We start from the raw sequence: 12304 nt of genomic DNA, 5'->3' as shown, positions 1-12304 counted from the left end.
ATGAGAAAGAACCTCGGCAAGTGGCTGCTGGTCTGGCCACCGCAAGCGTATCTGCTGTTCTTCTTCCTGGTCCCGGCGCTGATCATGCTGTTCGCCTCGTTCCGCTTTCCCGGCGACTACGGCGGCCTGGCGCCCTGGATGTACCGCGAGGACGGGCGGACCGTCTACGACCTCAGCGTGGAGAACTACACCCGGCTCACCGAGAGCTGGGTGTACCTGCAACTGTTCGGCAAGTCCTTCGGCTACGCCCTGGTCACCACCCTGGCCTGCCTGCTGCTCGCCTACCCGGTGGCGACCACCCTCGCCCGGGCCCCGGCGAAGTGGCGCAACCTGCTGATCCTGCTGGTGATCCTGCCGTTCTGGAGCAACCTGCTGGTACGCGTCTACGCCTGGATGATCATCCTCTCGCCGTCCGGTGCCCTGACCCGCGGGATCAACGCCACGCTGGACCTGTTCGGCGCGCAGCCGATCAGCCTGATGTTCACTCCGTTCGCGGTGGTCCTGTGCATGGTCTACGTGCACCTGCCGTTCATGATCCTGCCGCTCTACGCCAACCTGGAGAAACACGACCCGGCCCTGCTCCACGCCGCCCAGGACCTCGGCGCCGGTCGTTGGCAACGCTTCTGGCGGGTGACCTTCCCGCTCTCGCTGCCGGGGGTGGCCGCCGGCGCGGCACTGGTGTTCATCCCGGTGCTGGGGATGTTCGCGATCCCCGACCTGGTCGGCGGCACCGACGGCATCATGATCGGCAACCTGATCAAGAGCCAGTTCCTCGATTCCCGCGACTGGCCGTTCGGCAGCGCGCTGTCGATCGCCCTGACCGGCTGCATCCTGCTGCTGGTCGCCCTCGGCATGGGCGCCGCGCGCGCCCGCAAGGGAGGCGCCCATGCGTAGGCCCTACCTGCTCTGGAGCGCCACCGCGCTGGTGTACCTGTTCCTCTACGTACCGCTGGTGATCGTGGTGCTGTACTCCTTCAACGACTCGCGGCTGAACGCCGAGTGGGTCGGCTTCACCCTGGACTGGTACCGCAAGCTGTTCGGCAACCGCGACATGCTCCAGGCCGCCGCCAACTCGCTGGTCATCGCGCTGGTTTCGGCCAGCGTGGCGACCCTGCTCGGCACCCTCGCCGGGGTCGCCCTGCATCGCTTCAAGCTGCGCGTGCTGCCCCTGCTGGTACTGACCCCGATCGCCATTCCGGAACTCCTGATGGGGGTCTCGCTGGTGATCTTCTTCATCGGCCTGAACATGAGCCTGGGCATGCTTTCGGTGACCCTCGCGCACATCACCTTCTCGGTCGGCTTCGTCGCCCTGGTGGTGCAGGCGCGCATGTCGGGCATGGACGAAAGCCTCACCGAGGCGGCCCGCGACCTCGGCGCCACGCCCTGGCAGAGCTTCCGCCTGGTGACCCTGCCGCTGATCATGCCGGGCATGGTCGCCGGCGCGCTGATGGCCTTCACCCTGTCCATCGACGACTTCGTGATCACCTTCTTCACCGCCGGCGGCGGCTTCGCCACCCTGCCGACGCAGATCTACACCATGATCAAGATCGCCGTGACGCCCGAAGTGAACGCCGTCTCCACCCTGCTGATGCTGCTCACCCTGGCGCTGATCGTGATCGCCTCGAAACTCTCCCCCAGCGCCATCAAGGGCCATTGATCCGCCGAAACCCGCGGGCCTCGCGCAGAGGCCCACGGCCTCGCCCTGCTCCGGTTTCCGGAGCCCTGCCACCCCGTAACAAGGAACCATGATGAAAAAGCTGTTGCTCGTCGCAACCCTCATGGCAGGAGCCGCCCAGGCCACCGCCGCCGAGAAGCTGTATCTGTTCAACTGGAACGACTACATCGCCGAGGACACGGTGAAACGCTTCGAGCAGCAATGTGGCTGCGAGCTGGTGCAGGAGTTCTATTCCGGCACCGAGGAGATGATGGCCAAGCTGGCCGCCGGGGCCAGCGGCTACGACGTGATCATCCCGACCCAGAACGCGGTCGAGGCTCTGGTCCGCAAGGGCGACCTGGTGGAACTGGACAAGAACCGCCTGGCGAACCTGAAGAACGAGGACGCGGGCTACCTGGACAAGGACTTCGACAAGGGCAACCGCTACTCCGTGCCCTACGCCTTCACCACCACCCTGGTCGGCTACAACAAGACCGAACTGGACAAGCTGGGCATCGACCCGGCCGACTGGTCGGTGATCTTCGACCCGGCGGTCCTGGAGAAGATCAAGGGCAGGGTCACGGTGATGGACGACCCGCAGGAACTGTTCGGCGCCGCCCTGAAGTACCTCGGCCACTCCGCCAACGACACCGACCCGCAGCACTGGAAGGAAGCCCAGGCGCTGATCCTCGCCGCCAAGCCGTACTGGGCCGCGTTCAACTCGTCGAGCTATATCAAGGAGCTGACCCTGGGCAACATCTGGGTCGCCCATGGCTACTCCAGCGACATGTACCAGGCCAGGGCCGACGCGGAGGCTGCCGGCCGCGCCTTCAAGGTCGACTTCGCCCTGCCCCGCCAGGGTGCAGTGCTGGCCATCGACAGCATGGTGATCCACAAGGGCTCGAGGAACCCCGACCTGGCCTACCGCTTCATCGACTTCATGCTCGACGGTCGGAACGCTTCCGAACTGACCAACCAGATCGGCACCGGCACGCCCAACGCCGCCGCCCAGCCCTTCATCAGGCCGGAGATCAGGACGCTCGCCGCCCTCTTCCCGGACGCCGCCACCCAGGCCAGGCTGGAGCCGCTGAAGGACCTGAACTCGCGCCAGCGACGCGCCCTGAACAGGCTCTGGACCGAGATCAAGCTGCGCTGATCCGCGCCGCCATCGACGAAAGGGCGACCCTCGGTCGCCCTTTTGCGTTTCCGTGCCCCACCCCGAACGCGGTAACATGGCGCCCATTCGCCACCGTCCGTCCCGGGAAAGGGCCGACGGAAACAATTCGGCCCCTGCGTCGGTCGAATCCGCTTATTGCCCCAGGAGACCTTCATGTCGCGCTTCATGGCCCTTGCCCTTTGTTTCGTCCTGCCCACCGCCGCCCATGCCGCCTCGCTCAAGGATTTCGAACTGAGCAAGATGCTGGAGAAAGTGGCCAAGGAAAGCAGCGTAGGCACTCCCCGCGCCATCAACGAAGACATCCTCGACCAGGGCTATACCGTCGAAGGCAACCAACTGATCAACCACCTCAGCGTGCGCGCCAGCCACGCCGAACGCATGCGCTCCAACCCGGACAGCGTGCGCAGCCAGCTCGGCGACAGCGTCTGCAGCAACACCGGCTATCGCCAACTGCTCGCCCGTGGCGCGATCCTCACCTACAGCTTCACCGAGTACAAGACCAACCAGCCGGTCGCCACCGAACGCTTCGATGCCGGCAGCTGCCGCATCCAGGGCAAGAAGTAAGCGCGCCGCGCGGCCGCCATGTTGGACAAGCAGCATCTGCTGAAGATCGCCCGGACGCCGATGCCGTTCGGCAAGTACCAGGGACGGATGCTGGTCGACCTGCCGGAGGAGTACCTGCTGTGGTTCTACAAGAAGGGCTTCCCGCCCGGTGAACTCGGGCGGCTGATGCAACTGACCCTGGAACTGAAGATCGACGGGCTGGACGGGCTGCTCAAGCCGCTTCGGCCCCCCGCTCCGTAGGCGAATGACGTCGCCGACGTTATCCGCCGATCCCCCGCCCCCCTGCCTTCGCCAGGCACCCACTCCCGTTCGGCAGGGCGAATAGCGCCACAGGCGTTATTCGCCCTGCCGAACTCAACGCAACAACGCCGGGTCGCCCTTGCCAGCCACCGCCGCCGCTTCCTCCGGGGTCAGCAGCGCGGTGCGCGGCACCTCCATCAGCCGGGCACAAGCCGCCAGCACGTTGCCCCAGCAGGCTCGGTTGGCGAACTGCATGCCCGCTTCGTCAAGGGTCCCGCCCCGGTTGCGGTAGCCGAGCACCGATGTGCGCCGCGCATCCGGCAGGATCGGCCAGAGATGTCCGCGCGCCACTTCCGCACGCATATGGGTGAGCAGCACCCGGCGCTCATGGCTATCGGGGAACAGCCGCGCCACCAGCGCCTCGTCGGCCACCGCCTCGACCTCCCAGCGATCGCGCGGCGCGCGGAAGCGTCCCGGCTCCTGCAGGTAGACCAGCCGGTAGGCCTGCCCGGCCTCGGCCAGGCGCTGCGCCGCGCGGCGCATCTGTTCGAGCTGGTAGCTGCCGTTGGCGATCAGCAGCAACGGGTCGGAGCCGCAGCGCTCCTCGACCAGGATGGCGCCGTCGCGGGCCAGGCGCTCGGCCTGGTCGGCGTCGAACACCATAGGTCGGTCGCGCTTGGGAATCACCAGGCAGGCCAGTTGCCCCCGGCTGCGGTAGATCGTCGGCAGCAGCGCCAGGGCGCTGTTATGGTCGGCCGGGAAGAGCACCCGGACCATGTCGCTCATTTCGCCAAGCAGGGCTTCGCAGAAGGTGGTGTCCTGGTGCGACTGCTGGTTCTTGCCGTTCTCCCAGGTATGCGAAGTAGCGACCAGCGGCCAGCCCAGCCAGCCGGCCGGGCGCCCGACCTCCTTCTGCTGGCGGGCGAAGATCAGGGTCTGACGTACCGCGCCGAGCATCTTCACGCAGAACGCCTCGTAGCTGGCGACCAGGTTGAGCCCGCCCTGGTTGGCCAGGCAGGCGGACACCACCGCCTCCTCGTTGAGCGCGGTGATGACCTTCCCGCTCACCGATTCCAGTTCGCTCTCCGGTTCGCTGACCCGATGCCTTAGCGCCTTGAGCACGCCGCCGAGGCGGTTGCTGGCGAGTTCGTCGGGATTGCCGACGCGAGCGCGCAGGTCGGGGTTGGCCTCCACCAGTTCGGTGTAGAAACGGTCCAGCGCGGCCATCGGCGAACAGGCGTCGTCGCGATAGCGCAACGGCGGGATGATCGGCTCGATGGGGTGGCGCATGGCCAACGGGTTGTCCCGCTCCAGCGGACGCTCGCCGCGCAGTTCGATGAACAGCCGGCGCGCCAGTTCGAGGGCTTCCGGCTCGACCCACAGTTCCCGGGCATGCTGGTTGAACAACTGCCGGGCATGCTCGTCGTCGCGCGGGTTGCCCGGCAGCGGCAGGTTGTGCGCGGCGTTGCTGCCGGCGCCATGGAAACCGAAGCCCTTGACCGTCTCGGCGATACCGTAGGGAATCGGCAGGGGGTAGCGGAGGATCCCGCTGTTCTTCTCCTGCACCCGCCGCTCCAGGCGCTGCTCCATTTCCCAGAGCGTACAGACGAAGGCGGCCGGATCGCGCCCATCGAAGCTGATCGGGTCGAAGCCGCAACGGCGCAGGTGCAGCTTGAAGCCCTCCAGGCCCTCGTGGGTGCCCAGCTCGGTGCGCTGCTCGATGCGCCGGCCATTGGCGATCATCACCGGCAGCGCCGCCCCGCAGTCCTCGGCCCGCCACCAGCGCGGGATCCAGTCGCTGCCGCGTTGTTCCTCGGCGGCGCCATCGGAGAGGAACGCCACCAGGGTCTCGCCGGGCAATGGCATGTGCGCGTACTGCAATTCGGCGAAGCCCAGGTAGCCGCCTTCGGCGATACCGCCGGCCGTATGCGGGTTGACATGGCTGCCGAGCGGCGCGGCAGGCGCGCCGTTGGGCGCCTGGGCGTAGCCATAGAAGTCCTGCAGCAGGCGGTTCAGCCCTTCCTCGCCGCCGGCATAGGCGCGCTCCTGCTCCGGATGCAGGTTGCCGGTAAGCACGTTGAGCGCATCGATGGCGGCCACGCAGTGGCCCTGGCCCATCAGCCAGCCGCGGGTCCTGCCGGTCAGGGCGTTCAGTGCCAGGTAGCCGGCGTAGGCCGGCACCATGTTCAGGGCACCGCCGGTATGCCCCTCGGGCTGCCGCTTGAAATCGTCGGCCTGCAATGGCTCGCCATCCAGGCGGATGCGCCGGGCGTAGGTCATGTGCGCGACGATGCGCAGGGCGCTGGCGGTCAGCCGGTCGAGGGCGCGGAACAGATGGTAGACGCTGGCCAGGTCCGGCTGCAGCCCAGCCTGGACCAATTGATGAGCGGTGCGGAACACGGCGGCGCGGGTCTCTGCGCTATGCTGGAGCGGACCATGGCCTTGCAGCCACGCGGCAAACGCCGGCTCGGCCGCCGCATGGGCAAGCAGCTCGTCCTGACTGGGCAGAATCTGACTCATGGTGGGTAGGCCTCCCTAGTGGTGCCTTGCAGTCTAGGCAGCACACGGCAAAGGGCGCTGACCTGCATCAAGCTCCCCGCCCCCGATTCGTTCACCCTGGCCTTGTACGATGGTTCCATGGCTTTCCACGATCCCGAATGGTATCGGTATCGACAGAGCTCTGACGGAGGAGGCTCGATGGCATCACTGACGTTTCTAGGCGCCGCCCAGGAGGTCACCGGTTCCTGTTATCTGCTGGAAACCCTCGACGGGGCGAGAGTCCTGCTCGAATGCGGCATGCGCCAGGGCCGCCGCGAGGCCGACGAGGGCAATCGCGCGCCCTTCCCCTTCGATCCCGCGAGCATCGACGCGGTGGTCATCTCCCACGCCCACCTCGACCACAGCGGCCTGCTGCCGCGCCTGGCGGCCGAGGGTTTCAAGGGTCCGATCTTCGCCACCGAAGCCACCTGCGAACTGCTGGAACTCATGCTGCTGGACTCCGCGCACATCCAGGAAAAGGACGCCGAGTGGGAGAACCGCTGGCGCAACCGGATCGGCAAGCCGAGCATCAAGCCACTGTATACCCAGGCCGACACCGAACGCGCGCTCAAGCTGCGCCGGCCGATCAGTCTCGGCAGTACCGTGGCGGTCGCTCGTGGCGTGCGGGTGACCTTCCACAACGCCGGGCACATCCTCGGCTCGTCGATCGTCGAAGTGCAGTTCCACGACCAGGTGCAACCGCGCCGCCTGGTGTTTTCCGGCGACCTCGGCAACACCTGCTCGCCCCTGATGCGCGCGCCCTCGCCGCTGAGCCGGGCCGACGTGGTGATGCTCGAGTCCACCTACGGCGATCGCGATCACCGCGACAGCAACGAAACCCTGGAGGAGCTGGCGGCGATCCTCGACCAGGCGCACCGCGACGGCGGCAACGTGCTGATCCCGTCGTTCGCCGTCGGTCGCACCCAGGACCTGCTCTACTACCTCGGTCGCTTCTACCAGGAAGGCCGCCTGCCACAACAGGCGGTATTCCTCGACAGCCCGATGGCCGCCCGCGCCAACGGCATCTACCTGCGCCACAGCAACGAGTTCGACGACCGCGACCGCGAATACATCCGCGGCACCGGCACCACCCGCCTGGAGGAGTGGCTACCGGTGCTGCGCGTCACCCGCAGCGCCGACGAGTCGATGGCGATCAACCGGATCAAGAGCGGCGCGATCATCATCGCCGGCAGTGGCATGTGCACTGGCGGACGCATCGTCCACCACTTCAAGCACAACCTCTGGCGCCCGGAGTGCCATATCGTCTTCCCCGGCTTCCAGGCACGCGGCACCCTGGGCCGCAACATCGTCGACGGCGCCAGTGCCGTGCGCGTGTTCCACCAACGCATCGCGGTGAAGGCGCAGATCCATACCCTCGGCGGCTTCTCCGCCCACGCCGGGCAATCGCAGTTGCTCGACTGGGTCGGCCACTTCGCCCACCGTCCCGCGCTGTACCTGATCCATGGCGAACGGGAAAAGATGGAGGCATTGCAGGGGGCGATCCGCCAGCGGCTCGACTGGGATGCCGAAATTCCCAGGTCAGGCGAGCGCATCGAGATCTGAACCGCCTTTCCGCCACTGTCACGCGGTCCGTGGCAGTATGCGGAAACCACCTCCCGAAGGTGGTTGGACAAGGAGTATGCGTATGCCCTACGAAGCCGATGACTACCTTTCCCGGCACTTCCAGACCAGCGGCACCGACCTGGCACAGAAGGTCGACGAACTGGCCGCCCTCGCCGCTCCCGGCGAAAGCCCCAACCTCGCGCTGTACCGCGAGATGCTCTTCACCGTGACGCGCATGGCCCAGGCCGACCGCAACCGCTGGGACGCGAAGATCATGCTGCAGACCCTGCGCGAGATGGAACACGCCTTCAGCGTCCTCGAGCAGTTCAAGCGGCGGCGCAAGGTCACCGTGTTCGGTTCCGCGCGTACCCCGGTCGAGCATCCGGTATACGCCCTGGCGCGCAAGCTGGGCGAAGAACTGGCGCGCTACGACCTGATGGTGATCACCGGCGCCGGCGGCGGCATCATGGCCGCCGCCCACGAAGGCGCCGGGCTGGAGAACAGCCTGGGCTTCAACATCACCCTGCCCTTCGAGCAGCACGCCAACCATACGGTGGACGGCAGCGGCAACCTGCTGTCGTTCCACTTCTTCTTCCTGCGCAAGCTGTTCTTCGTCAAGGAAGCCGACGCCCTGGTGCTCTGCCCAGGCGGCTTCGGCACCCTCGACGAGGCCCTGGAAGTGCTGACCCTGGTGCAGACCGGCAAGAGTCCGCTGGTGCCGATCGTGCTGCTCGACCAGCCGGGCGGCCGCTACTGGGAACATGCCCTGGAGTTCATGCAGGAACAGCTGCTGGAGAACCACTACATCCTGCCGGCCGACATGCGCCTGATGCGCCTGGTGCATTCGGCGGAAGACGCGGTGAAGGAAATCGCCCGGTTCTACCGCAACTTCCACTCCAGCCGCTGGCTGAAAGGCACCTTCGTGATCCGCCTCAACCATGCGCTGAACGATGCCGCGCTGGCGCACCTGCACGAGGAGTTCGCCAGCCTCTGCCTGAGCGGTGGCTTCCAGCAGCAGGCCTACAGCGAGCAGGAGCAGGACGAACCGGAGTTCCGCAACCTGACCCGCCTCGCCTTCGTCTTCAACGGGCGCGACCAGGGGCGTCTGCGGGAGTTGCTGGACTACATCAACCTGCCGGAAAACTGGGACTGAAGCTGCCGCTCCGGCATGCGTTCAATCGTCGCTGCGGCCGCTCAACAGGCGGCTGATCGACTCCATGGAGTAACCCCGGTACGCCAGGAAGCGGCCCTGCTGGGCCTTTTCCCTGGCGTCCAGCGGCAGGCGGGCGAACTTGCGTCGCCAGACCTCGCGCAACTGCGCGCTCCAGTCGATGTCGCAAGCATTCAGCGCCCTTTCGATATCGGCGCGCGGCAGGCCGCGTTGCGCCAGTTCTTCACGGATGCGCAACGGCCCATGGCCGCCGCGGGCGCGACTGGCGATGAAGCTTTCGAGATAGCGGGATTCGTCGAGCAGACCTTCCTCGGCCAGACGGTCGAGGGCGGGATCGATCAACTCGGGGGATGCGCCACGCTGGCGCAACTTGCGGGAAAGCTCGGCGCGCCCGTGCTCACGGCGCGCCAGCAGATCCATGGCCGCCCGCCGTACGGCGACGGGCGTATCGAGCACGGTCGCCATTGGCCTCAATCGGCTTCGGCGTCAGCCACTTCTTCGGCGTCGGCCTTCACCGGACCGCTCTTGGCCAGCAGTTGGTCGCGGATGGTCTTCTCCAGCACCGAACCGATTTCCGGATTGTCTTCCAGGTACTTGGCGGCGTTCGCCTTGCCCTGGCCGATCTTGCTGCCCTGGTAGCTGTACCAGGCGCCGGACTTCTCGACCAGGCCCAGTTGCACGCCCAGGTCGATGATCTCGCCGGTGCGGTAGATGCCCTTGCCGTAGAGGATCTGGAACTCGGCCTGGCGGAACGGCGGCGAAACCTTGTTCTTCACCACCTTGACGCGGGTTTCGCTACCCACCACCTCGTCGCCTTCCTTCACCGCGCCGGTACGACGGATGTCCAGGCGGACCGAGGCGTAGAACTTCAGCGCGTTACCGCCGGTGGTGGTTTCCGGGTTGCCGAACATCACGCCGATCTTCATGCGGATCTGGTTGATGAAGATGACCAGGCAGTTGGCGTTCTTGATGTTGCCGGTGATCTTGCGCAGCGCCTGGGACATCAGGCGTGCCTGCAGGCCGACGTGGGCGTCGCCCATCTCGCCTTCGATCTCGGCCTTGGGTACCAGCGCGGCCACGGAGTCGACGATGATCACGTCGACCGCGTTGGAGCGCACCAGCATGTCGGTGATTTCCAGGGCCTGCTCGCCGGTGTCCGGCTGGGAGACCAGCAGGTCGTCGACGTTGACGCCCAGCTTGCCGGCATAGTCGGGATCGAGCGCGTGCTCGGCGTCGACGAAGGCACAGGTGGCGCCCTGTTTCTGGGCCTCGGCGATCACCGAGAGGGTCAGGGTGGTCTTGCCCGAGGATTCCGGACCGTAGATCTCGACGATCCGGCCCTTGGGCAGGCCGCCGATGCCGAGGGCGATGTCCAGGCCCAGGGAGCCGGTGGAGATGGCGGGGATCGCCTGGCGCTCATGGTCGCCCATGCGCATGACCGCGCCCTTGCCGAATTGGCGTTCGATCTGTCCCAGGGCCGCGGCCAGGGCGCGCTTCTTGTTCTCGTCCATTGAAGTCCTCGCGAAGTCAGGGCGGCCGGACGGCCACGAACAACTGTATAAGTAGACAGTATTATTCCACAGGGCAAGTCGCTCGCCTACCCCCGCGGGGAAGAATGTTCCGAACGGTTGCCCGCAGGCGCGGCTAGCCTGGGTTTTCGCCGTTGCTCATGCGCAGCAGCCCGGTCAGCGCGGTCGCCACCGTCTGCCGGCGCACGGCGTCGCGGTCGCCGTTGAACTGGCAGCGCTCGCTGACCAGCCGCTCGCCGTCGGCCCATGCCAGCCAGACGGTGCCCACGGGCTTTTCCGGCGAACCGCCATCGGGCCCGGCGATCCCGCTGACCGCCACCGCGAAGCGCGATCCGCTGTGCCGCTGGGCGCCTCGCGCCATCGCCTCGACAACTTCCCGGCTGACCGCGCCGACCGCCGCGAACAGCGATTCCGCCACGTCCAACTGGAGGGTCTTCTGCCGGTTCGAGTAGGTCACGTAGCCGGCCTCGAACCAGGCCGAACTCCCCGGCATGCGGGTGATCGCCTCGGCGATGCCGCCACCGGTGCAGGATTCCGCGGTGCTGACTTGCTCGCCCAGATGGCGCAGGCTTTCGCCCAGTCGGGTGGCCAGTGCGGTCAGGTCGGAGTCCGTGACGGTCATCGCTGCTCTCCAGAAAAGAAACGGAAAGGGACTACCCTACACCATCGGCTTTTCCATTCAGAAGCAGCTTTCGGACAAGCGCGAGCGCAAGGCGGCGTCGAATGCGCGAACATGCAGGCTCCTACATCGCCCAAGGAACGGCCCCCATGAACGCAGCTTCGTCCAAGACTTCCCTGCTCTCCCTCGCCCTGCTCCTTTCTCCCGTCGCCAACCTTCCAGCCCACGCGGCCTGTACCGCCAACCTGGCCCTGCAACCGGCCAGCAGCCTGCCCGCGCTTGGCGGACGCCTGGTCTACCACAGTTATATGGAGTACGGGGACGGCTCCTCGAACCTCTACCTGCATGATTTCAAGAGCAAGAGCACCCGTCAGCTCAACCAGCCCGGCTGGAACATCGAGGACCCGATGAATGCGCACTTCTCCCCGGACGGCCGTCACCTGACCTTCATGGGCCGCCAGAATGGCGCCTGGCACGTGTTCGCCTGGGCCATCGGCGGCACCCAGGCGCCGAGCAACCTCACCGCGGCCATCGGCGGCCGCAACGAGGATCCGAAGTTCTCCTTCGACGGTCGCCAGGTCGTGCTCAAGCACGAAGGCGACATCCGCCTCGCCACCCTGGTCTTCAATGGCGATGGCAGCGTCGGCGTGAGCACCTGGAAAGCCGTGACCAGCGACGGCTGGACCACCGAGGAATCGATGCCGTTCCTCACCCCCTCAGGCAAGTACGTGGTCTACGCGACAGGAGCCGGCGACAGCCTGCGGGTGGTGCGCAGGAACCTGGAGAACGGCCAGGTCAGCGCACTCGCCACCCCGGCTGCGGGGGGCCGCGACTATTATCCGGTGGTACGCGACTACACCGCCTACTTCCTCTCGCGCACCCAGCCGGCCGGCAACGACCAGTTGGCCATGGTCGTTCCCAACAGCCCGCCCGGCACCCCGGCGATACTGCCGCTCAACCATTGCCAGGGCGACAATTCCGATGCAGCTCCGGTGAACGAGGACTATCTGGTCTTCTCCAGTACCTCGTTCGACCCGACCTACAGCCTGCTCCTCGGCGACATCGCCGCGGCGCGCGTCTGGCGGCTCGACCCGGCGCAGATCAACCTGCCCGACGGCCGGCAGAAGCTCGGTGCCAGCTATACCGCGGCGCGCTGAAAGCGGCCCGCACAGGCGCGGACCTGATGGTCCGCGCCGGTTCCGAACGGACCCGACACAGGCCGACGAATCGGGTTAACATTGCCCTCTTT

General features: G+C 66.7%; 12 protein-coding genes. 8 read left to right on the top strand and 4 right to left on the bottom strand.

The annotated features are described in order from the left end of the window. The 5 genes from PSPA7_RS07310 (at position 1) to PSPA7_RS07290 (ending at position 3635) form a co-directional block, all read left to right on the top strand. Positions 1-894, top strand: a complete 894-nt coding sequence (locus tag PSPA7_RS07310) for an ABC transporter permease (RefSeq protein ID WP_012074715.1) — start codon at positions 1-3, stop codon at positions 892-894. Further along, complete coding sequence (locus PSPA7_RS07305) at positions 887-1657, top strand: ABC transporter permease (protein WP_012074714.1); 771 nt, start codon at positions 887-889, stop codon at positions 1655-1657. Before PSPA7_RS07310 ends, PSPA7_RS07305 begins: the two co-directional genes overlap by 8 nt. 88 nt (positions 1658-1745) lie before the next feature. After that, on the top strand, positions 1746-2810 hold the full coding sequence (locus PSPA7_RS07300; protein WP_041025301.1) for a polyamine ABC transporter substrate-binding protein: 1065 nt from the start codon (positions 1746-1748) through the stop codon (positions 2808-2810). A 174-nt stretch (positions 2811-2984) separates the two neighbouring features. Further along, positions 2985-3395 carry a quorum-sensing-regulated virulence factor family protein gene (locus tag PSPA7_RS07295; protein ID WP_003092248.1) on the top strand — a complete coding sequence of 137 codons (411 nt, stop codon included), beginning with the start codon at positions 2985-2987 and terminating at the stop codon, positions 3393-3395. Positions 3396-3413: 18 nt separating this feature from the next. Then, positions 3414-3635 carry a DUF3820 family protein gene (locus PSPA7_RS07290; RefSeq protein ID WP_003092249.1) on the top strand — a complete coding sequence of 74 codons (222 nt, stop codon included), beginning with the start codon at positions 3414-3416 and terminating at the stop codon, positions 3633-3635. Between the two features lie 114 nt (positions 3636-3749). Here PSPA7_RS07290 and xfp read toward each other — a convergent pair whose 3' ends face one another. Next, a complete protein-coding gene (gene xfp, locus PSPA7_RS07285) occupies positions 3750-6155 on the bottom strand; it encodes a phosphoketolase Xfp (RefSeq protein WP_033996780.1) in 2406 nt (801 codons plus the stop codon). A 177-nt stretch (positions 6156-6332) separates the two neighbouring features. Here xfp and PSPA7_RS07280 point away from each other — a divergent pair, with 177 nt between their 5' ends. Together PSPA7_RS07280 and PSPA7_RS07275 are read left to right on the top strand one after the other, a co-directional pair. Then, the gene (locus tag PSPA7_RS07280; protein ID WP_012074711.1) at positions 6333-7736 is read left to right on the top strand and encodes an MBL fold metallo-hydrolase RNA specificity domain-containing protein; all 1404 of its coding nucleotides are present in this window, start codon (positions 6333-6335) and stop codon (positions 7734-7736) included. Between the two features lie 82 nt (positions 7737-7818). Continuing rightward, a complete protein-coding gene (locus PSPA7_RS07275) occupies positions 7819-8889 on the top strand; it encodes an LOG family protein (RefSeq protein ID WP_003152364.1) in 1071 nt (356 codons plus the stop codon). A 21-nt stretch (positions 8890-8910) separates the two neighbouring features. Here the strand turns inward: PSPA7_RS07275 and recX are convergent, their stop codons facing one another. The 3 genes from recX to PSPA7_RS07260 form a co-directional block, all read right to left on the bottom strand. Beyond that, entirely contained in the window at positions 8911-9372 is a 462-nt protein-coding gene (recX, locus tag PSPA7_RS07270) for a recombination regulator RecX (RefSeq protein WP_003152362.1), read from the bottom strand. Positions 9373-9377: 5 nt separating this feature from the next. Beyond that, positions 9378-10418: a recombinase RecA gene (gene recA / locus PSPA7_RS07265; RefSeq protein WP_003092260.1), complete on the bottom strand. Its 1041-nt coding sequence runs from the start codon at positions 10416-10418 to the stop codon at positions 9378-9380. A 133-nt stretch (positions 10419-10551) separates the two neighbouring features. After that, the gene (locus PSPA7_RS07260) at positions 10552-11058 is read right to left on the bottom strand and encodes a CinA family protein (RefSeq protein ID WP_003152358.1); all 507 of its coding nucleotides are present in this window, start codon (positions 11056-11058) and stop codon (positions 10552-10554) included. Positions 11059-11204: 146 nt separating this feature from the next. Here PSPA7_RS07260 and PSPA7_RS07255 point away from each other — a divergent pair, with 146 nt between their 5' ends. After that, entirely contained in the window at positions 11205-12212 is a 1008-nt protein-coding gene (locus PSPA7_RS07255) for a TolB family protein (protein ID WP_012074710.1), read from the top strand. Positions 12213-12304: the final 92 nt, after the last annotated feature.

Source organism: Pseudomonas paraeruginosa PA7 (assembly GCF_000017205.1).
Classification (GTDB): Bacteria; Pseudomonadota; Gammaproteobacteria; order Pseudomonadales; family Pseudomonadaceae; genus Pseudomonas; species Pseudomonas paraeruginosa.
Note: the sequence above shows the minus strand (reverse complement) of the source record. Positions and strands in the feature narration are given on the sequence as shown.

Bases quoted from the DNA above. Each gene is read 5' to 3' on its own strand.
- PSPA7_RS07295 (WP_003092248.1), top strand. From the start codon at position 2,985: ATGTCGCGCTTCATGGCCCTTGCCCTTTGTTTCGTCCTGCCCACCGCC.
- PSPA7_RS07310 (WP_012074715.1), top strand. From the start codon at position 1: ATGAGAAAGAACCTCGGCAAGTGGCTGCTGGTCTGGCCACCGCAAGCG.
- recA (WP_003092260.1), bottom strand. From the start codon at position 10,418: ATGGACGAGAACAAGAAGCGCGCCCTGGCCGCGGCCCTGGGACAGATC.
- PSPA7_RS07255 (WP_012074710.1), top strand. From the start codon at position 11,205: ATGAACGCAGCTTCGTCCAAGACTTCCCTGCTCTCCCTCGCCCTGCTC.
- PSPA7_RS07300 (WP_041025301.1), top strand. From the start codon at position 1,746: ATGATGAAAAAGCTGTTGCTCGTCGCAACCCTCATGGCAGGAGCCGCC.
- recX (WP_003152362.1), bottom strand. From the start codon at position 9,372: ATGGCGACCGTGCTCGATACGCCCGTCGCCGTACGGCGGGCGGCCATG.
- PSPA7_RS07280 (WP_012074711.1), top strand. From the start codon at position 6,333: ATGGCATCACTGACGTTTCTAGGCGCCGCCCAGGAGGTCACCGGTTCC.
- PSPA7_RS07290 (WP_003092249.1), top strand. From the start codon at position 3,414: ATGTTGGACAAGCAGCATCTGCTGAAGATCGCCCGGACGCCGATGCCG.
- PSPA7_RS07260 (WP_003152358.1), bottom strand. From the start codon at position 11,058: ATGACCGTCACGGACTCCGACCTGACCGCACTGGCCACCCGACTGGGC.
- PSPA7_RS07305 (WP_012074714.1), top strand. From the start codon at position 887: ATGCGTAGGCCCTACCTGCTCTGGAGCGCCACCGCGCTGGTGTACCTG.
- PSPA7_RS07275 (WP_003152364.1), top strand. From the start codon at position 7,819: ATGCCCTACGAAGCCGATGACTACCTTTCCCGGCACTTCCAGACCAGC.
- xfp (WP_033996780.1), bottom strand. From the start codon at position 6,155: ATGAGTCAGATTCTGCCCAGTCAGGACGAGCTGCTTGCCCATGCGGCG.